At 70.2% G+C, this 22,445-nt stretch carries 20 protein-coding genes; 14 read left to right on the forward strand and 6 right to left on the reverse strand.

Going from position 1 to position 22,445, the window contains the following annotated elements; genetic code table 11:
• Positions 1 to 44: 44 nt before the first annotated feature.
• Together ACWPN7_RS31850 and ACWPN7_RS31855 are read right to left on the reverse strand one after the other, a co-directional pair.
• The gene (locus ACWPN7_RS31850) at positions 45 to 212 is read right to left on the reverse strand and encodes a hypothetical protein (protein WP_175428837.1); all 168 of its coding nucleotides are present in this window, start codon (positions 210 to 212) and stop codon (positions 45 to 47) included.
• A gap of 581 nt (positions 213 to 793) precedes the next feature.
• Positions 794 to 1,528 carry a GntR family transcriptional regulator gene (locus ACWPN7_RS31855; protein ID WP_451995708.1) on the reverse strand — a complete coding sequence of 245 codons (735 nt, stop codon included), beginning with the start codon at positions 1,526 to 1,528 and terminating at the stop codon, positions 794 to 796.
• Between the two features lie 224 nt (positions 1,529 to 1,752).
• Between ACWPN7_RS31855 and ACWPN7_RS31860 the strand changes: the two genes are divergently transcribed.
• The 7 genes from ACWPN7_RS31860 (at position 1,753) to ACWPN7_RS31890 (ending at position 9,643) form a co-directional block, all read left to right on the forward strand.
• Positions 1,753 to 2,766, forward strand: a complete 1,014-nt coding sequence (locus ACWPN7_RS31860) for an ABC transporter substrate-binding protein (protein ID WP_149649004.1) — start codon at positions 1,753 to 1,755, stop codon at positions 2,764 to 2,766.
• A 166-nt stretch (positions 2,767 to 2,932) separates the two neighbouring features.
• Complete coding sequence (locus ACWPN7_RS31865; RefSeq protein ID WP_119507235.1) at positions 2,933 to 3,739, forward strand: ABC transporter permease; 807 nt, start codon at positions 2,933 to 2,935, stop codon at positions 3,737 to 3,739.
• Positions 3,740 to 3,742: 3 nt separating this feature from the next.
• Positions 3,743 to 4,525, forward strand: a complete 783-nt coding sequence (locus ACWPN7_RS31870; RefSeq protein WP_200476166.1) for an ABC transporter ATP-binding protein — start codon at positions 3,743 to 3,745, stop codon at positions 4,523 to 4,525.
• A complete protein-coding gene (locus ACWPN7_RS31875; RefSeq protein ID WP_459197036.1) occupies positions 4,522 to 5,853 on the forward strand; it encodes an amidohydrolase family protein in 1,332 nt (443 codons plus the stop codon). The genes ACWPN7_RS31870 and ACWPN7_RS31875 overlap by 4 nt, the downstream gene beginning before the upstream one ends.
• 17 nt (positions 5,854 to 5,870) lie before the next feature.
• Positions 5,871 to 6,602, forward strand: coding sequence for a maleate cis-trans isomerase family protein (locus ACWPN7_RS31880; RefSeq protein WP_459197035.1), 732 nt, complete (start codon positions 5,871 to 5,873; stop codon positions 6,600 to 6,602).
• 157 nt (positions 6,603 to 6,759) lie between these two features.
• Positions 6,760 to 8,196, forward strand: a complete 1,437-nt coding sequence (hydA, locus tag ACWPN7_RS31885; RefSeq protein WP_459197034.1) for a dihydropyrimidinase — start codon at positions 6,760 to 6,762, stop codon at positions 8,194 to 8,196.
• Positions 8,197 to 8,227: 31 nt separating this feature from the next.
• Positions 8,228 to 9,643: an amidase gene (locus ACWPN7_RS31890; RefSeq protein WP_459197033.1), complete on the forward strand. Its 1,416-nt coding sequence runs from the start codon at positions 8,228 to 8,230 to the stop codon at positions 9,641 to 9,643.
• 24 nt (positions 9,644 to 9,667) lie between these two features.
• Here ACWPN7_RS31890 and ACWPN7_RS31895 read toward each other — a convergent pair whose 3' ends face one another.
• The 3 genes from ACWPN7_RS31895 to ACWPN7_RS31905 are packed head-to-tail and all read right to left on the reverse strand — an operon-like array spanning position 9,668 to position 12,428.
• The gene (locus ACWPN7_RS31895; protein ID WP_456522002.1) at positions 9,668 to 10,495 is read right to left on the reverse strand and encodes an SGNH/GDSL hydrolase family protein; all 828 of its coding nucleotides are present in this window, start codon (positions 10,493 to 10,495) and stop codon (positions 9,668 to 9,670) included.
• Positions 10,492 to 11,253 carry an SGNH/GDSL hydrolase family protein gene (locus ACWPN7_RS31900; RefSeq protein WP_200476170.1) on the reverse strand — a complete coding sequence of 254 codons (762 nt, stop codon included), beginning with the start codon at positions 11,251 to 11,253 and terminating at the stop codon, positions 10,492 to 10,494. The genes ACWPN7_RS31895 and ACWPN7_RS31900 overlap by 4 nt, the downstream gene beginning before the upstream one ends.
• Complete coding sequence (locus ACWPN7_RS31905) at positions 11,250 to 12,428, reverse strand: OpgC family protein (RefSeq protein WP_247887620.1); 1,179 nt, start codon at positions 12,426 to 12,428, stop codon at positions 11,250 to 11,252. The genes ACWPN7_RS31900 and ACWPN7_RS31905 overlap by 4 nt, the downstream gene beginning before the upstream one ends.
• Positions 12,429 to 12,637: 209 nt before the next feature.
• Between ACWPN7_RS31905 and ACWPN7_RS31910 the strand changes: the two genes are divergently transcribed.
• The 5 genes from ACWPN7_RS31910 to ACWPN7_RS31930 all read left to right on the forward strand — a co-directional run bounded on the left by ACWPN7_RS31910 (position 12,638) and on the right by ACWPN7_RS31930 (position 19,369).
• Entirely contained in the window at positions 12,638 to 15,040 is a 2,403-nt protein-coding gene (locus tag ACWPN7_RS31910; protein WP_459197032.1) for an FkbM family methyltransferase, read from the forward strand.
• 264 nt (positions 15,041 to 15,304) lie between these two features.
• Positions 15,305 to 16,468 (forward strand): ABC transporter ATP-binding protein, encoded by a 1,164-nt coding sequence (locus ACWPN7_RS31915; protein ID WP_459197031.1) that lies wholly within the window; start codon positions 15,305 to 15,307, stop codon positions 16,466 to 16,468.
• A gap of 46 nt (positions 16,469 to 16,514) precedes the next feature.
• The gene (locus tag ACWPN7_RS31920; protein ID WP_035679667.1) at positions 16,515 to 17,561 is read left to right on the forward strand and encodes an ABC transporter substrate-binding protein; all 1,047 of its coding nucleotides are present in this window, start codon (positions 16,515 to 16,517) and stop codon (positions 17,559 to 17,561) included.
• A 109-nt stretch (positions 17,562 to 17,670) separates the two neighbouring features.
• On the forward strand, positions 17,671 to 18,561 hold the full coding sequence (locus ACWPN7_RS31925) for an ABC transporter permease (protein ID WP_459197030.1): 891 nt from the start codon (positions 17,671 to 17,673) through the stop codon (positions 18,559 to 18,561).
• Positions 18,554 to 19,369 (forward strand): ABC transporter permease, encoded by an 816-nt coding sequence (locus ACWPN7_RS31930; protein WP_459197029.1) that lies wholly within the window; start codon positions 18,554 to 18,556, stop codon positions 19,367 to 19,369. Before ACWPN7_RS31925 ends, ACWPN7_RS31930 begins: the two co-directional genes overlap by 8 nt.
• Positions 19,370 to 19,385: 16 nt before the next feature.
• On the opposite strand, the gene ACWPN7_RS31935 is transcribed toward ACWPN7_RS31930, so the two are convergent.
• Positions 19,386 to 19,742, reverse strand: coding sequence for a hydroxyisourate hydrolase (locus ACWPN7_RS31935; protein WP_459197028.1), 357 nt, complete (start codon positions 19,740 to 19,742; stop codon positions 19,386 to 19,388).
• Positions 19,743 to 19,771: 29 nt separating this feature from the next.
• On the opposite strand from ACWPN7_RS31935, the gene ACWPN7_RS31940 reads away from it, so the two are divergent.
• Both ACWPN7_RS31940 and ACWPN7_RS31945 read left to right on the forward strand, forming a co-directional pair.
• On the forward strand, positions 19,772 to 21,001 hold the full coding sequence (locus ACWPN7_RS31940) for an MFS transporter (protein WP_459197027.1): 1,230 nt from the start codon (positions 19,772 to 19,774) through the stop codon (positions 20,999 to 21,001).
• A complete protein-coding gene (locus tag ACWPN7_RS31945) occupies positions 20,992 to 22,392 on the forward strand; it encodes an amidase (RefSeq protein ID WP_459197026.1) in 1,401 nt (466 codons plus the stop codon). Before ACWPN7_RS31940 ends, ACWPN7_RS31945 begins: the two co-directional genes overlap by 10 nt.
• Positions 22,393 to 22,445: the final 53 nt, after the last annotated feature.

The raw sequence follows: 22,445 nt of genomic DNA on the forward strand, positions 1-22,445 counted from the left end.
GGGACATCATGTCCCGTCCCTGCGACGTCCCTTGCGGCCTCCGCTCAGCGCTGCTGCCCGCCCTTCTCGTCCTGGTCGCGGTCCATGCCCTGCTGCTGCCGGTTCGCCTGGTCCTGCCCCTGCTGCCGGTTCTTCGGGTTGTCCTGGGTCTGCTGCCCCTGCTTCCGCTCGTCCTGGCTGCCCATCTGGTTCGGGTTCCGCTCGTCGGCCATGGTGCTTCCTCCGCATTGTCGGTTCCGATGCCCGGCGGGCATGACGTGAACCAAGAGGGCGATGGTACGCGCTGCGCTCGGCCCGATCCTATCTTGGCAGGCGGTCATGTCCCGATTCGCTTGGAACCCTCGGGTTGCGGCGCAAGGTCATAGGCTAAAAAACATACTCCCCCGGCCGCTGTGCCCATTGACATCATGCGGGTACGTATGGTCTATCTTTCGTAGCGCTGCGAACAGCGTCAGGCCGGAGTTTAGGGAGGACTCGGTAGTCCGTGAAAGCAGGGGCGCGCCGCATAAAAACAAAGGCGCGCACACAATGCGACACGCTGCATGCCTCAAGCCCCCGCACCCCCGCAGGGCTTTGACGGCGGCAGCGTGTTTCACTTTCAGGGCCTTGCTTTCCACCAGACATTGTCGATTTTCCGCTGCGGCGCACAAGAACAGAGGCCGCGCGGCGCGCAAAGAAAAAGGCCGCCAGGATTGCTCCGGCGGCCTGAGTTTAGGGAGGAAACGCCCGAAAAGGCGTCAGTGAAACTAATATATTCCGCAGCGCAGCATAATTCAAGCCTTAATCGAACGAATCATTCCACGTCCATCGGCGTGGGATCGGTGGCCGCCCTTTCCTCCTGAGCCGCCGCAGGGCGCAACGCCTGGATGACCGCCACCGCGGTGCGGCGGCTGTGGTCGGCCAGCAGGGCACCGGCCTCCTCGGCATCGCGGCGGCGGAAAGCCGTCATGAAGCCCTCATGCTCGTCCACCGACTCCTGCCAGCGGCCCGTGTCGTAATTGGCGAGGGAGCGGGCGCGCAGGATCTTGGCGGCGAAGCCGGCGTAGGTCGCCTCCAGCGCCGGGTTGCGGGCCATGGCGACGATCTGGGTGTGGATCTGCCGGTTGGTCAGGAAGTAGGCGGCGCGCTCCCCCGCCTCGTGCTGGGCGACCAGCTGGTCGTGCATCCGGTCGAGCTTCGTGAACTCCGCGTCCGAGCCATTGCGGCAGGCGAGCGTCCCGGCCAGCCGTTCCAGCGCGTCCATCACCTCGAAGATCGCGCCGATCTCGCCGGGGTCCACGGGCGCGACGATGGCGCCGCGGTGCGGGCGAAGCTCCACCAGCCCTTCCGACGACAGGACCCGCAGCGCCTCGCGCAGCGGCGTGCGGGAGATTCCCAACTGCTCGCACAACTGCACCTCCGGCACGCGGACGCCCGGCGGCAGCTCGCCGTCGAGGATCATCGCCCGCAGTTCCTCCACCGCGGAATGGTGCAGCGTCGCGCGGCGGATCGGCCGGGCCGGCGCCTTCATGGTCTTGATCCTGTCCATCCTGACCCACCACCCCCGAAAGTGCTGCATACTTGGGCATGCATGCCGAAATGATGCGTCATGCCCAAAATTCAGGCAAGGCCGCTCTCGCGCGGCCAGCTTCCTCCAATATGCTCTAAACGGCTGAAAACAGCCAACAAATTGGCGATCATAATATTGTATACAATTTGGCACGCGCCTTGCGAAAGGAGGAGGGACGCAACCGCATCGGGAGCACTCCTTTCATGACGTTCCGGTCCCTCACCCTGACGACCGTCACCGCCGCCTTCCTCGCCCTCTCCGCCGCTGCCACCGCACAGGCGGCCGACGCGGAAAAGCTGAAGCTGGGCTTCGCCAAATGCGCCCATTGCCTGCCGATGGCACTGACCCCGGAACTCGCCAAGGGCGTGGAGATCGAAGCGATCAACTTCAACTCCGGCAACGACGTGCTGACCGCGCTGGTGTCGAAGAGCATCGACATGGCCCAGGTCACCTACCTGCACTACATCACGGCGCTCGATAAGGGCTTCGACGTGGTGGCCGTGTCCGGTCAGGTGAACGGTGGGTCGGAGATCGTCGTCGGCAAGGGCATCACCCTGAAGGCCGATGATTGGGACGGGCTGAAGAAGCTGATCGCCGAGCGCAAGGAGAAGGGCGAGCCGCTGCGCGTCGCGGCGTCGCGCGGCAACGCGCAGGATATCCACATGCGCGGCGCCCTTCAGAAGCACGGCATCAACGTCAACAAGGACGTGCAGTTCATCAACATCCCGAACCCGTCCGACCACGCCGCCGCCCTCCAGCGCGGCGAGGTGGACGTGATCTGCACGGTGGAGCCCTTCGCCTCGCAGATCCGCCAGACCGGCGTCGGCACGCATTTCGCCCTGCCCTATGATCAGGCCGCCGGCAACCTGACCAACCTGATCGTCACCCGCTCCGACGTCATCAAGGACCATCCGAAGGCGGTCGAGGCCACCGTCGGCTCGGTCGTCGCCCTGGTCGACAAGCTGAAGTCCGACCAGACCGTGTGGGTGGACGTCATCAACAAATACACCGGCATGGACAAGGCCGTCGCCACCGAGGCGCTGAAGAACGCCTCCCCGGATTACGCCATCCACAAGGACAGCACGCTGGCCATCGCCACGATGATGCGCGAGCTGAAATACATCTCCAACGACGTCACCGCCGCCGCGGAGAAGAACCTGGATTACACGTTCCTCGAAGCCGTCACCAAGAAGCCGAAGAGCGAACTGGGCTTCTAAGAGCAACCGCTCAATTCCCTCTCCCCTCCGGGGAGAGGGTCAGGGTGAGGGGGTTGCACTTATGCCGGACGTTCCGCCATGCGCACCCCCCTCACCGGCCCTACGGGCCACCCTCTCCCCGGAGGGGAGAGGGCTATGAACATGACGGGACAGGGAAAACCGGGCCATGACGGCATTGTCGAAATCCTGGGAGCGCGCCGTCGTTCCCCTCTTCATCCTTGCCGCCTGGGAGGTGTTCTCCCGGTCCGGCTTCCTGCCGGCGGCGCTGCTGCCGGCTCCGTCGGTGGTTCTGCACACCTGGGGCGACTGGATCTTCGGCTTCGACGAGACTTCGCAGGGCAACACCGGGCGATGGCTGGCCGACGCCCTGTCCAGCGCCACCCGCGTCGCCGCCGGCTACGGCATCGCGGTGGTCAGCGGCGTGCTGCTGGGCATCGCCATCGGCTGGTGGCGCTGGGTCGAGCGGACGGTGGAGCCGACGCTCCAGATGCTCCGTCCGGTGCCGCCGGTGTCGTGGATCCCGCTGGCGATCATCTGGTTCGGCATCGCCAACAAGCCGGCCATCTTCCTGGTCTTCCTCGGCGCTTTCTTCCCGATCCTGATGAACACCATCCACGGGGTGAAGACCGCCGACCGCAACCTGATCCGCGCCGCCTCGATGATGGGCGCCACGGAACAGCAGCTGCTGCGCCACGTCGTGTTCCCGGCGGCCCTGCCCAGCATCTTCGCCGGCCTGCGCATCGGCATCGGCGCCGCCTGGATGCTGACCGTGACGGCGGAGATGGTCGCGGTGAAGAGCGGCCTCGGCTACGTGCTGTGGGACAGCTACTACTTCCTGCGCTACGACCTCGTGCTCGCCGCCATGGCCAGCATCGGCCTGCTCGGCTACGCGACCGACGCGCTCATCAAAGTCCTGATGTCCGCCGCGCTGCACTGGCAGCACGGCTCCACGCTCCAGAGCCGGGAGGGCTGAGCGATGGCTTCCATCGACCTTCAGAACATCACCAAGATCTTCCGCGACGCCAAGCGCAAGCGCGACCTGCTGGCCATCGACAACGTCAGCCTGTCGGTTGAGAAGAACGAGTTCCTCTGCCTGCTCGGCTCGTCGGGCTGCGGCAAGTCCACGCTGCTGAACATGATCGCCGGTTTCGAGAAGCCGACCGAGGGCACCGTGACGGTCGGCGGCAAGCCGGTGGATGGGCCGGGCGCCGACCGCGGCATGGTCTTCCAGCAGGCCAACCTGATGCCCTGGCTGCCGGTGTGGGAGAACGTCGCCTTCCACCTGCGCCTGAAGGGCTGGCGCAAGGCCGACCGGCGCGACGCCGCCCAGGAATACATCGACATGGTCGGCCTGCGCGGCTTCGAGAACCATTTCCCGGCGGAGCTGTCGGGCGGCATGAGCCAGCGCGTCGGCATCGCCCGCGCCCTGCTGCTGAACCCGCAGGTCATCCTGATGGACGAGCCCTTCGCGGCGCTCGACGCCCAGACCAAGATGGACATGCAGGAGGAACTGGTCGCCATCTGGCAAAAGCAGCGCTGCACCGTCGTCTTCGTCACCCACAGCGTGGACGAGGCGCTGGTGCTTGGCACCCGCGTCGCCGTGATGACCAGCCGTCCGGGCCGCATCCGCGAGCTGATCGCGCTCGACCTGCCGCGCCCGCGCGACACCACCGGCCCGCGCTTCAACGACCACAAGCGCCACATCCTCAACCTGATCCGCGAGGAGGGCCTGCAGCAACGGCAGGCCGCCGTCGCGTGACCGGCCGGCTCGACCTGCTGCTGACCGGCGTCACCGCCCTGACCGGGGAGGCCGTCGGCAGCGTCGTCGACGATGCCGCCATCGGCATCCGTGACGGGCGCATCGCCCATCTCGCCCCGGAAGCGGAGGGGCTTCCCGCCGCAGCCGAGGTCCGCCACCTGCCGGGGCGGGTGGTCACGCCGGGCTTCGTCAACGCGCACCTGCACGCCGTCCTGGTGATGGTGCGCGGCGTGGCCGCCGATCTCGGCTTCGCCCCCTCCTACACGCCGGGCGTGCCCAAGGGCACCGACGCCACGCCGGAGGAGGCCCGCGCGCTGGCCCGGCTGGGCGCGGTGGAGGCCCTGTTGTCCGGCTCCACGCTGATTTGCGACCATTTCGTCCACGCCGACGCGACGCTCGACGCCATCGCCGACCTCGGCCTGCGAGTCCATGCGAGCTGGCGCGTCCACGACGTGGATTTCGCCCGCGTGGCCCAGGGCGAATGGCGCTTCGACGCGGCCATCGGAAGCGACCTGCTGCGGCGGACGCTGGACCTGCACGACCGCTGGAACGGCGCCAACGGCGGGCGCATCCGCGTGCAGATGGCCGCCCACGCGCCGGACACCTGCTCCCCCGCCTTCCTGCGCACCCTCGCCGACGAGGCCGCAAAGCGCTCCATGCGCGTCAACACCCATCTGGCGCAGAGCCGGGTGGAGGTGGAGCGGGTGAAGGCCTCCACCGGCCTGACCCCGGCGGAGTTGCTGGACGAGTGCGGGCTGATGAACGACCGGCTGCTCGCCACCCACTGCCTCTATGTCGAGGACGCCGACATCGCGCGCCTCGCCCGCGCCGGGGCGCACGCGGTCCATGTGCCGAAATGCAACGCCGCCTCGGGTCGGCTGGCGCCGACGCCGAAGCTGAAGGAGGCGGGCGTCAATCTGGCGCTGTGCACCGACACCCAGCACGGCGACATGGTCGAGGCGATGCGCTGGGCGCTCGCCACCGCGCGCATCCAGCAGGGCGGCGTCACCGCCGCCTGGCAGCCCGCCGACGTCTTCCGCATGGCGACCTTGGGCGGCGCGCGGGCGGTCGGCATGGCCGACGAGATCGGCACGCTGGCCCTGGGCAAGAAGGCCGACCTCGTCGTCTTCGACACCCGCCGCCCGCATCTGCGCCCGCTGATCAACCCGCTCGGCACGCTCGTCCACACCGCGCAGGGGCGCGACGTGGAGATGGTGCTGGTCGACGGCGAAACGCTGGTCGAGGACGGGCGCCCCGTCCGCGCCGACCTGAACGAGATCTGCACCGAGGCCGACAAGGCCGCCCGCGCGCTGTGGGCGCGCGCCTGACCGAAAGAACCATGGATATGAGCAACCGCGTCCTTCTGGGCATGCTGACCCCCTCCTCCAACACGGTGCTGGAGCCCGTCACCTCCGCGATGCTGAGCGGCCTGCCGGAGGTGACCGCCCATTTCGGGCGCTTCACGGTGAAGGAGATTTCGCTGCGCGCCGCGGCGCTCGACCAGTTCACCGACGCGCCCTTCCTGGACGCCGCCCGGCTGCTGGCCGACGCCCGGCTGAACGTGATCGGCTGGAACGGCACCTCGGCCGGCTGGCTGGGCTTCGCGGCGGACGAGGCGCTGTGCGCCTCCATCGAAGCGGAGACGGGCATTCCCGCCTGCACCTCCATGCTCGCGCTGAACGAGATTCTGGAGACGACCGGGCGCAAGCGCTTCGCCATCGTCAGCCCCTATCTGGACGAGATCCAGGACAAGATGGTCGCCAACTACAACGCCGCCGGCTTCGAGGTGGTGGCGGAACGCCACCTGAACGACCGCGGCAATTTCTCCTTCTCCGAGGTCACCGAGGAGACCATCGAGCGGATGTGCATGGAGGTCGCGGAGTCCAAGCCGGAGGCCATTGCCATCATCTGCACCAACATGCGCGGTGCCCCGGTGGCCGAGCGCATGGAGAAGGCGCTGGGCATCCCCGTCTACGACACGGTGTCCACGGTGGTGTGGAAGGCGCTGCGCATGACCGGCGTGGACACCCGCCGCGTCGAAGGCTGGGGCAGCCTGTTCCGCGAGTTGCATGGCTGAGGGGAGTATTGCCCCCACCCCGGCCCTCCCCCGCTTCGCGGGAGAGGGTGCCTTCTGCGAAGCGGCGGCAGTTCCCTCCCCTGCGACAGCGGGGGAGGGTTAGGGAGGGGGCCGGTACGTCACGCGGGGCAAATGCGTCACGATGGGAGAAACGACGATGAACTTCGATCTGGTCATCCGCAACGGCACGGTCGCCACCGCGTCGGACGTGTTCAAGGCCGACGTCGGCGTGCGCGGCGGGCGGATCGCCGCGCTGGGCGAGGGGCTGGCCGCCGGGCGGGAGGAGATCGACGCCGCCGGTCTGCTCGTCCTGCCGGGCGGGGTGGACGGGCACGTCCATTTCGACCAGCCGACCGGCGACGAGTCCGTCATGGCCGACGATTTCCTGACCGGCACCCGCTCCGCGGCCTTCGGCGGCACCACGACGGTGCTGCCCTTCGCCTGCCAGGAGAAGGGCAAGACGCTGCGCGCCGCGGTGGACGACTATCACCGCCGCGCCGCCGGGAAGCCGCTGATCGACTACGCCTTCCACCTCATCGTCACCGACCCTACCGAGCAGGTGCTGGGGCAGGAGCTGCCGGCGCTGATCCGCGAGGGTTACACGTCCTTCAAGATCTACATGACCTACGACGCGCTGAAGCTGAACGACCGCCAGATCCTGGAGGTGCTGGACATCGCCCGGTCCGAGGGCGCCATGGTCATGATGCACGCGGAGAACGCCGACTGCATCGCCTGGCTGACCGAGAAGCTGGAGCGCGCCGGCCAGACCGCCCCCTATTTCCACGGCGTCTCCCGCCCCCGCGTGGCCGAACGCGAGGCCACCCACCGGGCCATCTCCCTGGCGGAGCTGGTGGACGTGCCGATCCTGATCGTTCATGTCTCCGGGGCCGACGCGGTGGAGCAGATCCGCTGGGCGCAGGGCCGCGGCCTGCGCATCTACGCCGAGACCTGCCCGCAGTACCTGTTCCTGACCGCCGACGACCTCGGTGGTGAGGGGTTCGAGGGCGCCAAGTGCGTCTGCTCACCGCCGCCGCGCGACGCCGCGAACCAGAAGGTGATCTGGGACGGGCTGACCGGCGGCGCCTTCCAGGTCTTCTCCTCCGACCACGCGCCCTTCCGCTTCAACGGGCCAGGCGGCAAGAAGGTGCATGGCGAGCAGGCGCCCTTCCGCTGCGTCCCCAACGGCATCCCCGGCGTCGAGACCCGCCTGCCGCTGCTCTTCTCCGAAGGCGTGATGAAGGGCCGGATGGAGCTGACCAAGTTCGTCGAGCTGACCGCCGCCAACCCCGCCCGCATGTACGGCCTGCACCCGCGCAAGGGCACCATCGCCGTGGGGGCGGACGCCGACATCGCCTTGTGGGACCCGTCCCGCAAGGTCACCATCACCAACGGCATCCTGCACCACAATGTGGACTACACGCCCTACGAGGGGATCGAGGTCACCGGCTGGCCGGTCGTCACGCTGTCCCGTGGCGAGGTGATCTGCCGCGACGGTGCCTTGCTGGCCGAGCCGGGGCGCGGCGAATTCCTGCCCTGCGGCCTGCCCGCCCCGGCGCGACCCAAGGGCTCGCCGGCCCCGGTCCTGCCGTTCTAAACTCGGCCCCCCGCAACCGGAGACCCTGCCCGTGAGCACACCCGACCTGTTCCGCCTCAGCGCCGCCGAGATGGCGGAGGGCGTGCGCAACCGCCGCTTCCGGGCGCGCGACCTCGTGGCGGCGAGCCTGGAACGCATCGCGGCCCTGGACGGCGGGCTGAAATCCTTCATCACCGTGGCGCCCGACGCCGCGTTGGCTGCCGCCGAGATGGCCGACCGGCAAGTCGAGGCGGGGTCGCCTCTCGGCCCGCTGCACGGCGTGCCGGTGGGCGTCAAGGATCTGACGCTGACGGCGGGGCTGCGCACCACCTACGGTTCTACCCTCTACGCCGACCTGATCCCCGACACCGACGACCTCAGCGTCGCCCGGCTGAAGGCGGCGGGCGCCATCATCGTGGGCAAGACCAACACGCCAGAGTTCGGCTTCGGCGCCATCACCGGCAACGAGCTGTGCGGGCCGACCGCCAACCCCTACGACCTCGACAAGACCAGCGGCGGGTCGAGCGGGGGGAGCGCCGCGGCGGTGGCCGCCGGGCTGGTGCCGCTGGCCCAGGGCACCGACTTCGGCGGCTCGGTGCGCACGCCGGCCAGCTTCTGCGGGGTGGTCGGGCTGCGCCCGACGCCGGGACGCATCCCCAGCCCGGGCCGCGCGCTGGCCTGGGACGGGCTGGCGACGCAGGGCTTCCTCGCCCGCAACGTGGCCGACGCCGCGCTGGCTCTGGCCGCGGTCAGCGGACCGGACCCCCGCGACCCGACCTCGCTGCCCGTGCCCGCTTGGACGGTACCGGACCTCGACGCGCTCGACCCGATGTCACTACGGGTGGCCTGGAGCACCGACCTCGGCTCCGCCCTGATCGACCTCGGGCTGGCCGAGCGGTTCGAGGCGGTGATGCGCGGGCTGGATGGCCGCTTCGGGCACTTCGTGGAGGCCACGCCCGACTGCCGGGAGGCCAGCGCCGCCTTCGGCACGCTGCGCGCCGCGCACATCTTCCACACCTACGGCCGGACGCTGGAGCAGGACGGCGACCGGCTGAGCCCGTCGGTCGCCTGGAACATCGCGCGGGGCAAGGGGCTGACCGCCGCCGACTATCTGCGGGCGGAGGCCCAGCGCAGCGCCCTCTACCGCCGCTTCGCCGTCTTCTTCCGCGACCACGACATCCTGATGACGCTGAGCGCCAGCGTGCCGCCCTTCCCCAACGCCCAGGGCGACGTGACGGAGATCAACGGCTTCCGCCTGTCCACCATCATCGACTATCTGGCGATCACCTACACGGTGTCGCTGATCGGCTTCCCCTGCCTGTCGATCCCCTGCGGCTGGACCGCCGACGGCCTGCCCATCGGCCTGCAACTGATCGCCCGCCCCTACGAGGAGGACCGGCTGCTGCGCTGCGCCCGTTTCCTGGAACGGGAGATGGGGTTCCGCCACCGCTGGCCGGAGGGGCTGTAAAGGCCGCGGCCCCCACCCCGGCCCTCACGGACGCGCGGTCACCGTCCCCGCGGTCCGCAAACTGAAAGCGTCGTGCAGCGAGGCCGCCAGCGTGCGGGCGACGCAGTCATAGCCGAAGTCGTTCTGGTGGATGCCGTCCGGCCCGACCAGATCGCCCATGGCGGCCTGCCGCGTTTCCACCCACTGGCGCATCACCGCGTAGCGGTGGAACAGGCCCACCCCCTCCTCCGCCGCGACGCGGGCGATGCGTTCCTCCATCTCCTCGTGCCGGGGCTTCGCCAGCATGGCCGGGGCGTATTGCAGGTCCATCAGCACGACGTCCAGCCCGGCATCCTTCAGCGTCCGCACGCCGCTGCGGATCACCTGTTCCGCCGCGTCGGGATCGTCGCCGCGCAGGACGGTGTTGGCCGCCACCTGCCAGATCACCAGATCGGGCGCCTCGTCCAGCACGTCGCGCCGGAACCGCTTCAGCATGTCGGGACCGGTCTCCCCGTTGGCGCCCTTGTTGAGGACGGTCAAAGCGAGGCCGGGGTAACGCGCGCCCAGATGCTCGGCCAGCCGCGCGGGATAGCTGTGCTCCGCTTTGCTGGCCCCCGCCCCGGCGGTGGAGGAGGAACCGATGGCGACGATGCGCAGCGGCCCGCCGGTGGTCAGCGCCCGCGCGCTGCGCGGCAGCGGCACGGCGAGGTCGGCGGTCTGCACGGACACGGCGCAGGCCGCCGCCTTGACCGGATCGGGCGTGGCGGTCAGGCCGGCGAGGAAAGGGACGAGGGACAGCAGGGCGGCGGAGAGGACGGCGGAAAGGACGGGGGCCCTCCGGCCACGGGTCCGGGGGGCGGGCGTGCCTGTCACGGAGCGGGTCTCCCGGCGCGGTCGATCATGGTGGACACGGTGTCGGCCAGAATGCGGCCGAGGCAGCGGTGGACGAACTGATAGGCCTGCAGCTTTTCCTCCTTGGAGTCGGGGGCGAAGCCGACGCGGCCCTCTTCGAACCAATGCCGCATCATCTCGAAACGGGGGAAATGGACCACGTCGCTGTCCTGCGACACCCACTCCATATAGTCCAGGTAGGGCTGGAAGGTGATGAGCTGGGAGGTCTGCGGGCTGTACTGCATATCCATCAGGATCACGTCGGCGCCGCGCCCCTGGGCCGCCGCGATGCCGCGGCCCAGCGCCTCCCCGAAGCTGTCGGGCCCAATGTTCCGCATGGCGTCCGCCGTCCCCACCTGCCAGACCAGCAGAGAAGCCGCGGAGGCGGCCAGTTCCCGGTTCAGGATCGGCAGCATCTCCTGCGCGGTCGCCCCCGGCGCGTTGCGGACGGTCACGCTGACCTTGCGGTCGGGCAGCCGCGCCGCCAGCTCCTTCTCCAGCAGCGCCGGATAGGCGGTGTCGGGGCGCGAACTGGCCGAGTTCAGCACCAGGATGGGCAGCGCGCCGCCGCGCTTCAGCCGCTCCCAGGCGCGCGGCAGGGCGCCGTCGACGGTGTAGACGGATTCCGGAACGGCGCAGGGATCGCCGGGCGTCTGCGAAGCCGCCTGCGCGACGCCCATGGCGGTGGATGCGGTCAGTCCCGCAAGGACGGCCAGGGTCAAGACGGTCGCGCGCTTCATGCGCTCGGGTCCTTGGCTGGGGCTTTGGCGGCAGGGGCCAGTGGAGCGGCGGGGGCCGCGGGCGGGGCGGACGCCGATGGACGCGGCGGCCGTCCCACGGACTGATACCAGGTCAGCACCCGTGCGGCCGCCACCATCACGGCGATGCCGGCGAGTGTGACCGAAAACTGGGCAAAAAGCGAGGCGGACCAGTGGTTCAGAACGGTCTGGCCGGCGAAGGACAGGAAGATGCCCAGGCAGAAGACCTGAAGCGACTGCCGTCCGCACAGGATCACCGGCGCCAGCGCCGGCCAGCGCAGCCACGCGCTGTCGAACCGCGCGATCTGCAGGACGACGTAGGCCAGCGCGCAAAAATGCGCGAGCCGCAGCAGATCGAGGTCGGTCTTGCTGATCGGGTAGAGGATTTCCGCCAGCCACACCGGCATCAGCGCGGCCATCGGCGCGACCTGCCAGGAGATCACCAGCAGCAGCGCGGCGAACAGATAGCCGCCCGCCAACCACAGCAGCGCCGTCCGCCGCGTCGTCAGCGCCGCCGCCACTTTGGGCAGCCGCTGCATGGTCGCCCCCAGCACGAACAGGAGCTGCCAGGCGAAGGGGTTGAAGAACCAGACGCCGCCGTCCGGATAGGTCGGCAGGTTCCAGTCCAGGAGGCGCGCCGCCGCGTAGAGGGTCACCGACCCGGCCAGCAGGGCCAGCGGCCAGCGCCGCAGCACCGGCAGCAGCACCGGCAGGGACAGCAGCAGCACGATGTAGAGCGGCAGGATGTCCAGGTTGGCCGGACGGAACTTCAGCGCCAGCGCCTGGACCAGCGACACCGCGGGATCGGCGAAGAAGCCGGCGATGCCCATTTCCTCAGTGAACAGCGGGTTGTCGAAGACCCGCGCGGTGTAGGCGACCTGCGCCGTGAAGGCAATGAACAGGAAGAGATAGGCGATGTAGAGCGTCCAGCAGCGGTCGAGCACCTTGGCCGCGGCGAACCGCCAGCCGTGCTGCTCCAGTATCCGCGAATAAACCAGCGACGAGGTGTAGCCGGAAATGAACACGAACACCTCGGTCGCGTCGCTGAGACCGAAGTTGCGCATCGTCACCCAGGCGATCTGGTTGCCCGGAATGTGGTCCACGAAGATGAACCACAGGGCCAGCCCGCGGAAAAAGTCCAACCGAAGATCGCGCATCCCGCCCGACGCCACCGCCCGACCCCGCCCTTGTTTCGCATGCGCCGCAACGTGGCATGGGCGGTCCGCTTTTGGCAATCGGCACGGCGGCCGTCGGAAGACCCCCGGGCGAACGCCCCATGCGCAACACCGCATGTTGTGCTATCACCGCGCGCAGCCGGTTCCGTCCCACCGCACCAGTCCGCTGCCGGTCAAGCGAAGGACCCAGAATGGCGACCATCGAAGAAGCGCTCGACATCGCGGTCGATCACCATGCGTCCGGTCGCCTCGCCGAAGCCGAGATCATCTACAGCCGCATCCTGGAGGTCGACCCGCGGTGCGCGGCGGCCTTGCATCTGGCGGGGGTGCTCGCCTGCCAGACGAACCGTCTCGACACCGCGCTCGACCGGTTGCACCGCGCGGTCCGGGAGGCTCCCGGCACCGCGGCCTACCGCATCGACCATGCCAAGGCGCTGATCGCGGCGAAGCAGTGGGTCACGGTCGGGGCGATCCTGCGTCCGGCCCTGGCCCTGGCGCCCGACGCCGCCGACCCCTGGTACTTCCTTTCCATGGCCAGGCATCACACCGGCGATACGGACGCCGCCATCGCGGCCCTGCGGCACGCCTGCGCCCTGGCCCCGGAGCGGGATGACCTGACCGGGCGGCTCGCCCTGCTCCATCAGCAGCGCGGGCAGGACCATCTGCGGCAGTTCCGGCAAAGTCTCGCCCTCGCCGATTTCCAGAGCGCCGTCGCTCTGAGCCCGGCGGAGTCCGAACCGGCCTTCCTGCTCGCCACCGCGCTTCTGGATTCCAACCGCTTCGAGGCGGCGGCCGACATGTACCGCCGGGCGCTGAGCCTCGCCCCGGCGGAGGGGTTCGCCCTGCACAATCTGGGCATCACCCTGAGCCGCAGCGGCCGCACGGACGAGGCGCTGACCGTTCTCCGCCGCGGCGCCCGTCTGGACCCCGCTCATGTCACGGTCCGCGACGCCCTCGTCCAGGTGTTGGAGCGACGCGATCCGACGGAGGCCGCCCTGTGGTCCATGGAGGCTCTGGCCCTCAAGCTGGCGAGGGCCGCCGCCGAGGTCCCGGCGCCCGACACCCCGCCCGGCCCCGACGGCGCCCGGACCCGCAACATCGTCGCCTTCAGCCTGTGGGGGACGCGGGAGATTTACACGCAGGGTGCGCTCGCCAACGCCAGGGCGGTGCCGGCGGTCTTTCCCGGCTGGACCTGCCGCTTCTACCACGACGATTCGGTTCCCCGCCCGGTTCTGGCCGAACTGGCGCGGCTCGGCGCCGAGACGGTCGAAATGCCGGCGGGCAGCGGCCCGTCGCACGGGCTGTTCTGGCGCTTCCTCGTCGCCGACGACCCGACGGTGGCGCGTTTCCTCTGCCGCGACTGCGATTCCCGCCCGACCGCGCGGGAGAAGGCCGCCGTGGACGCCTGGATCGCGTCCGGCCTGCCCTTTCACGTCATGCGCGACCATGTGCTGCACACCGACCTGATCCTGGCCGGGATGTGGGGCGGCATGGCCGGCCGGCTGCCGCCGCTGGCGCCGGCCATCGACGCCGCCGCCGACCGGAAGGCCGACCGCTGGCAGGACCAGCGCTTTCTGGCGGGCTGGGTGTGGCCGCGCATCCGCGGGCGCGTGCTGGCCCATGACAGCGTCCATCCGGGGGTGGGTCAGCCTTTCCCGCCGGCCCCGGACGATCCCGTGTCGTCGCACGTCGGGGCGAAGGTGCTGCAGTTGCAGCCCGGCGACGGTGCCCATGTGGCCGCGGAACGGCCGGACTTTCCGCCGGAGGTCGTCATCCTGCCGGCCCAGCCCGGGCGGCCTATGCTCGCCGAGCGGCCCGGACGGCACGGGATGATGCGCTTCTTCGCGAAGGACACCTACATCGGGCGCTCCCTGGCGCTCTACGGCGAATATTCGGACGCCGAGCCTCGCCTCGCCGCGATGCTGGTGGGGCCCGGCGACGTGGTGGTCGAGGCGGGGTCGAACATCGGCGCGCACACCGTCCCGCTGGCCCGGACGGTCGGCCCCACCGGATGCGTCCACGCCTTCGAGCCGCAGCGCGTGGTGCATGAGCTGCTGGCGCACAACCTCGCCGCCAACGGTCTCCACAACGTCGTCCTCCACCGGGCGGCGGTCGGCAACGCGCCCGGCCGGATCACCGTTCCGATCCCCGACTATGGCCGGTCCGGCAACTTCGGCGCCGTCAGCCTGGGCGCCCTCAGCGGCGAGCCGGTGCCGGTCGAGACGATCGATGGCCTCGGCCTCGACCGGCTGGCCCTGCTGAAGGCCGATGTGGAGGGCATGGAGGCTCTGGTGGTCGAGGGTGCGGCCCGAAGCATCGCCCGCTTCCGCCCGGCGCTCTATCTGGAGAACGACTGGGAGGAGCATTCCGCCGATCTGATCGTCCTGCTTCAGGGCCTCGGCTACCGGCTGTGGTGGCACCTCGTGCCGATCTACGACCCGGACAACCATGCGGGCAATCCGTTCAACGCCTTTCCCCGCGTGGTGTCCCTGAATCTGCTCGGTCTGCCGGAGGGGCGCCCCTGCCCGTTGCCGGACCTGCCGCCGGTCACCGGGCCCGGCCAGTCCTGGCGCGAGGTCGCCCGACTCGTCTGATCCCGGCGGCGCACCCTTTGCCCAGACATCGGGCACCATGGTCAAGACCAAGGCTCCGCTGAAATTTTAGGCATATTCAGCGGGCAGTCTGCCCAGCTTTGCGCCGTGCCCGAGCGGCCCTTTCCGGGCGAACACCAGGGTATGCGGGGGTTCGGGTCTGGCTCACCCTCGAATCGGCCGAAATGGCACGTGGGTTGCTCTCCTTGTCTCCTGCGCTGCGCCACCGGGGGGTCCCCGCCGGTGCGCCCCACCAGGATACGCCCCATGGCCGCACTCCAATCCGCCCGTTCGCACCACCAACCGCCCCCGCAGCCCGCCACGGAGGCCACCGCGAAGCCCGCGGGCGTCGCGGTGACGCTGGACGGCATCACCCACCGCTTCGGCGCCTCGACCGCCGTGGACAACGTGACGCTGGAGATCAAGGCGGGCGAGCTGGTGGCCCTGCTGGGGCCGTCCGGCTGCGGGAAGACCACGCTGCTGCGCATCCTCGCCGGTTTCCAGGCGCAGACGCTGGGCCGCGTCGTCATCGGCGACCGGGTGGTCGACAGCCTGCCGCCCGCCGGGCGCGGCGTCGGCATCGTCTTCCAGAACTACGCCCTTTTCCCGCACATGACGGTGGCGCAGAACGTCGCCTACGGGCTGGAGGCGCGGGGGGCCGCCCGCGACGCGGTGCGGGCGCGGGTGGAGGCGATGCTCAGTCTGGTGAAGCTGGACGCCATGCGCGACCGCTTCCCCAAGCAGCTGTCCGGCGGGCAGCAACAGCGCGTGGCGCTGGCCCGCGCCCTGGCGATCCAGCCGAGCATCCTGCTGCTCGACGAGCCCTTCGCCGCGCTCGACAAGAACCTGCGGCTGGACATGCAGATCGAGATCAAGCAGCTCCAGCGCCGCTTCGGCATCACCACCATCATGGTCACCCACGACCAGGAGGAGGCGCTGAGCATGGCCGACCGCATCGCCGTGCTGAGCCGGGGCAAGCTGGAACAGTTCGGCACGCCGGAAGACGTCTACGACCGCCCCGGCACGCTGTTCGTCAACGGTTTCGTCGGCAGCGCCAACCAGTTGCGGGGCCGCGTCGTCCGCGCCTCCGGCAGTGTTGCCGAGGTGGCGCTGGAGGCCGGCACCGTTCTGACCGCCGTCACGCCCGACGCCGCGCTGGCCGCCGGCGACCCCGCCATCCTCTGCGTGCGCCCGGAGAACCTGCGCCTCGCCGCCGAGGCGGCGCCCCAGCAGATCGCCGGCACCGTGGATCTCGCCCTGCCGCTCGGCCCCGTGGTCGTCTACGAGGTGCGCACGGCCGACGGCGGGCAGGTGAAGGTGACCGAGCCGCGCGTGGCCGGCGCCGCGCTGCGCGCGCCCGGCACGCCGGTCCGGCTGCAGCCCGTCTCCCCCCAGACCTGCCGCGCCTTCGCCGTTCCCGCGGGCGCCTGATCCACTCCCTTCCCCTTCTCTCCTCCTCCCCCTGGAGTGCCTGCCGATGACCCTCGACCGCCGCCAGATCCTCGCCGCCGGCCTCACGCTCGGCGCCATGTCCCTGTTCCCCGGCATGAGCTGGGCGCAGGCGCGCAAGCTGGTGTTCGCCACCTTCACCGGAAGCTGGGAGGAAGCCCATCGCGACGTCATCGTCCCGCATTTCCGCAAGGCCACGGGCAACGCCGACATCGCGCTGGACCCGATGCTGTCGGTGGACATGATCGCCAAGGTCTCCGCCGCCAAGGCGAACCCGCCCATCGACGTGATGCTGATGGACCCCGGCCCGCGCCTGTCGGTGATCGGCCAGGATCTGGCCGCCCCCTTCCCCGTCGCGGACAGCAAGAACTACCAGGACCTGCTGCCGGTGGCCCAGTTGCCCGAAGGGCCAGGCATCTTCTTCCAGGCGGTCGGCATCACCTACAACCCGGAGAAGGTCAAGACCCCGCCGACGAGCTGGGACGACCTGTGGAAGCCGGAGTACAAGGGCCGCGTCGGCATCACCAACATGAACTCGACGCTCGGCACCGCCTTCATGGTCGAGCTGGCGAAGACCCGCGGCGGCGGCGAGAACGACATCGAGCCGGCCTTCGCCGCGCTGAAAGAGCTTCAGCCCAACCTCGGCGCCGTGGCGCCCAACCCCGGCGCGCTCGCCACCCTGTTCCAGCAGGGCCAGATCGACATCTCGCCGGGCAACTTCAACGCCATCCAGATCCTGCGCGCCCGCGGCGTGCCGGTGGAGTTCGCCAAGCCGAAGACCGGCACCATCGCCTTCCTGACCACCGCCCATATCACCAAGAACTCGCCCAACGCCAAGCTGGCGGCGGCGTTGATCGAATCGGCCATGGCGCCGGAGGTCCAGACCAAGCTGATGCAGGCGCCCTTCTACGTCATCCCGACGAATTCCAAGGTGCAGATGGACGGCGACATCGCCCGCATGATCGCCAAGGACCAGGAGGAGCTGAAGGCGTCCTTCGTGTTCCACGACTGGTCGGTGATCAACCAGAACCGCGCCGGCTGGATCGAGCGGTTCAACAAGGAGATCAAGGTGTAAGTGCGGGAAACGGGCCCCCTCCCGGCCTCCCCCTTGCTGACCATCTTAGCCCTCTCCCCTCTGGGGAGAGGGGACTAAGACTGCAGTTGCCCCCACAGGACTTCACCCCATGACCGCCATCACCGCCCCCGGCCTTGCCGGACCCGCGACCGCCGCACGGCCCCGCATCGGGCGGGAATGGACGCTGGCGCTGCCGCTGGCCGCCTTCTTCGCGGTGTTCTTCGTAACGCCGCTGCTCCTGCTGGTCGCCGTCAGCCTCTACGCCGACGCGGAGATGACGCGGTTCGGGCTGGACCAGTACATCCGCTTCTTCGGCGATGCCTTCAATCTGGCCGTGCTCGGCAGCACGCTGCTGCTCGGGGTGAAGGTCACCGCACTGACGCTGCTGTTCGGCTATCCGCTGGCCTGGCTCTACACGCGCAGCGGGCCGCGGATGCAGTCGGCGCTGATCCTCGTCATCATCCTGCCGCTGCTGACCTCGGTCGTTGTCCGCACCTTCGCCTGGATCGTCATTCTGGGGCGCGACGGAATCGTCAACAACCTGCTGCTGTCGCTGGGTCTGGCGGAGACGCCGCTGCGCCTGCTCTACACCGAAGGCGGTCTGGTCGCCGCGCTGGTGCAGGTGCAGATGCCGCTGATGGTGCTACCGCTCATCACCACCCTGTCGCGGCTCGACCCCAACCTGCTCGACGCCTCAGCGGCGCTGGGCGCCGGGCCGTGGCGGGGCTTCCTCAAGGTAACGCTGCCGCTGAGTCTGCCGGGGATCGTCGCAGGGTGCCTGCTGACCTACGCCGCCGCGGTCACCGCCTTCATCACCCAGTCGCTGGTCGGCGGCGGGCAGATGCTGTTCATGCCGCAATACATCTATCAGCAGACCATCACGCTCCACAACTGGCCCTTCGCCGCCGCCATCTCCATCGTCTTCATGGTGTCGGTGATGGGCGTGGTGATGCTGTTCAACCTGCTGGGCCGCGCCAGCAAGGGGTACGTCCATGCCTGACATGCAGCGCCCGACCCTGGGAAGCGCCTCCTTTGGCCTCGTCATGGGCACGCTCGCCGGTGCGGCCTTGCTGCTGCTGGCGGCGCCGACGCTGGTGGTGCTCGTCACCTCCTTCACCGACGGCTATTCGCTGAAGTTCCCGCCGCCGTCCTACAGCCTGCGCTGGTACGCCTCGCTGATCGACGCGTGGCAGCTCCAGGACGCCGCCCTGGTCAGCCTGAAGCTGGGCGCCGTGGTGACCGCCGTGTCGGTGGTGCTGGGCACCGCCGCCGCACTCGCCATCGGACGCAGCCGCCGCGCCTGGGCGCGCGGGCTGGACGCCCTGTTCATGTCGCCGCTGGTCCTGCCGGCTTTGGCCTTCGGCCTCGCCTCGCTGGTGTTCTTCAGCACGGCGGGGGTGGAGCTGTCCTTCCTGACGCTGGCGATCGGCCACATCGTGGTCAGCGTGCCCTACGTCCTGCGCACCACGCTGGCGAGCCTCGCCCAGCTCGACCCCGCGCTCCTGGAAAGCTCCGAGAGCCTGGGGGCCGGGCGCTTCTACACCTTCCGCCGGGTGACCCTGCCGACCATCCGCAACGGCATCGGCGCCGGGGCCTTCATCGCCTTCATGTCGAGCTTCGACAACATCCCGGTGTCGCTGTTCATGGCCGACGCCCGCAACGAGGTGCTGCCCATCCGCATGTGGCAGATCCTGGAGAACAGCCTGGACGTCCGCGCCGCGGCGGTGTCCGGCGTGCTGATCGCCGTCACCGTCCTGGCGATGGTGGTGATGGAGCGCGTCGCCGGCCTGTCGCGCCAGCTCCGCTGAACCCAAGTCCCAAAACTCACGCTCCCCGGAACAGGGAATAGCCCCAGGGGGTGAACTTCAGCGGCAGATGGTAGTGCTGCGCCACGTCGGTGACGGTGAAGCGGAACGGCGCCTCCTCCAGAAAGGCCGGTTCCGCCGCCCCCACGCCTTGCGCGCGCAGCCAGGGGCCGACGTGGAACACCGCCTCGTAGACGCCGGCCGTCACGCCGTCGCCGCCGACCACCGGATGGTCAAGCGCACCATTGGCACACAAACGGCTTTCCGCTAGCCTGTTCCGCTGTCCGTCCCGCAAAGCATAGAGTTCCACCCGCATCCCCTCGGCGGGCACCCCGCGCGCCACATCCACCGCATGCAACGAAATCCCGCCGGCCATCGGCCCGTCCCTTTCCCTGTGGAGTCCCCATGAACGTCTGGTTGCTGCCTCTGATCGCCATGGCGGCGGTTCAGGCGTTCGTCGGGCTGTGTCTCTTCGCCATCCCGGTGATCGCGCCGCAGGCGGCGTCCGACCTTGGGGTCGATCCGGGGCTTCTCGGCCTTTATACCGCGGTCGTCTTCACCGCCGCCATCCCCGCGTCGCTGGGGGCGGGTGGGCTGATCGCGCGCTGGGGAGCGATCCGCACCTGCCAGGCCTGCCTGCTCGCCGCCGCCGGAGCCGCGCTTCTGTCGGCCAGCGCCCTTCCCATCGCCTTCCTGCTGGGAGCGCTGGCGCTGGGCTTCGCCTTCGGGCCGGAGACGCCGGCCAGCACGCAGCTGCTGTCCCGGCTGACCCCGCCGGAGAAACGCCCGCTGGTCTTCTCGCTGCGCCAGACCGGCAACCAGTTCGGCGGCATGGCCGCGGGATTCGCCGTGCCGCTGCTGGTCCTGTCCGTCGGCTGGCAAGCCAGCCTGCTGGTCGTGGCGGGGGCCACCGCCGTCCTGGCGCTCGTCCTGGAGCCGCTGGCCCGCCGCCACGACGGCGACGACCGCGCCGCTCCCCGCCCCGCCGGCCGCGGCACGCTGAAGCGCGCGCTCGATCTGGTCGCCGGGGAGCCGGCGCTGCGCCGGCTGGCCATGGCCGTCTGCGCCTTCTCCGCCATGCAGCTCTGCCTGAACGGCTTCCTGGTCAGCTTCGCGGTGACCGGCTTGGGCTGGAGCCTGCCGCTGGCCGGGACGGCGCTGGCGGTGGCGCAGGGCGCCGGCCTGATCGGGCGCGTCGGCTGGGGCCTCGTGGCGACGCGCTGGGGCCCGCCCCGCGTCATCCTCGCCGGGCTGGGCGTCGCCATGAGCGTGGCCGCCGCCCTCGTCGCCATCGCCGCCCCCGGCTGGCCGGTGCCCGCCTTCCTGGCCGTCTGCGCGGCCTTCGGCCTGTCGGCGAGCGGCTGGAACGGCCTGTTCGTCTCGGAGGTCGCCCGTCTCGCCCCGCCGGGCCGGGCGGGCGAGGCGACGGGCGGCATGCTCGCCATCGCCTACGCCGGGCTGGTCGCCGGGCCGGCGCTGTTCAGCCTGCTGGTCGCCGGGGGGTTCGGCTATTCCGCCGGCTATCTGGCCGCCGCCGCCGCCGCACTGGCCGGCGTCGCGGCGCTGGTCATTCCCCTGCCGCCGGCTCCCACCCCGGGCCTTTCCACCGCTGCCGAGGACACCCCATGCGCATGATGAGCGCCCGCCGGACCGCCGAACAGGTCGCCGCCCGAGCGGTCAGCGCCGTCGCCCTCTACGACGATCTGCTGGAGCGGATCGCGGCGGAGAATCCGCGGCTGAACGCCATCGTTCATCTCGCCCCGGAGGCCGGACGGGCGGAGGCGCTTGCCGCCGACGAACGCGCCGCGCGGGGCGAGGCGCTGCCCCTGCTCGGCGTGCCCTTCACGGTGAAGGACAACATCTGGGTGCGCGGCCAGCCGGTCCGCCAGGGATCGCGGCTGTTCGAGAACTTCGTGGCACCCGAAGACGCGGTGGCGGTGGCCCGGCTGCGCGCCGCGGGCGCCGTCTTCGCGGGAATCACCAACTGCTCCGAGTTCGCCTGCAAGGGGGTGACGACAAATCTGCTGCACGGCCCGACCCGCAATCCCTGGGACGTGGCGCTGACGCCCGGCGGCTCCTCCGGCGGGGCGGCCAGCGCGGTGGCAGCGGGCTTGGCACCCCTGGCGCTGTGCACCGACGGCGGCGGTTCCACCCGCCGACCGGCGGCCCATGTCGGGGTGGTCGGCATGAAGCCGTCGGCCGGAGTCGTCCCCCACCCCATCGGCTTCGCCGAGCCGGTGTTCGGCAACTCGGTGATCGGCCAGATGGCCCGCTCCGTCGCCGACGTGGCGCTGATGCTCGACGCTCTGTCCGGATCGGACCCGCGCGACCCGCAATCGGTGGTCCTTTCCGGCTCCTTCGCCCGCGCTGCTGCCGATCCTGACCCGGCGGGCCTGCGCATCGCCTACAGCCGGCGGCTGGGGCTGGACGCCCCGGTCGATCCGGAGGTCGCCGCCTGCGTCGAGCGCGCCGTCCACCGCCTCGCCGACGCCGGGGCCATCGTCGAGGAGGCCGACCCGGTCTGGCCGGCGGGGGCTGGGGAAAGCGGCCTGATGCCCCTCCAGTTCGCCGGCCTCGCCGCGCTCTACGGAGAGCGCTTCCGCGCGACTCCGGACCTGTTCGACCGGGACATCGGGCAGCAGATCGACGCCGGCCTGCGCACCAGCGGCGCGGAGGTCGCCCGCGCCCTGCATCTGCGGGAGGAGGCATACCGCGCGCTGGCCGCCCTGTTCGCGCGGTACGACCTGCTGGTCTGCCCGACGACTCCGGTCACCGCATGGCCGTTCGACCGGCTCGGCCCCGCCACCATCGACGGGCGCCCGGTGACGCCGCGGGGCCACGCCGTCTTCACGCCGCTGTTCAACCACTGCTACGCGCCGGCCTGCTCCGTCCCCTGCGGGCTGACGGAGAGCGGCGGGCTTCCGGTGGGGCTCCAGATCGCCGGCCCGCGCCTGTCCGACGCGGCGGTGCTGCGGCTGGCCGCCGCGGTGGAGGCCACCTGCGGTTACACGCCACCCATGCTGTAACAGCCTTTTTCAAGAAAAAGAGAACTGGGCATCGGGATAGAACGGACAGCCTG

It is taken from the genome of Azospirillum sp. UENF 312511, assembly GCF_058780635.1.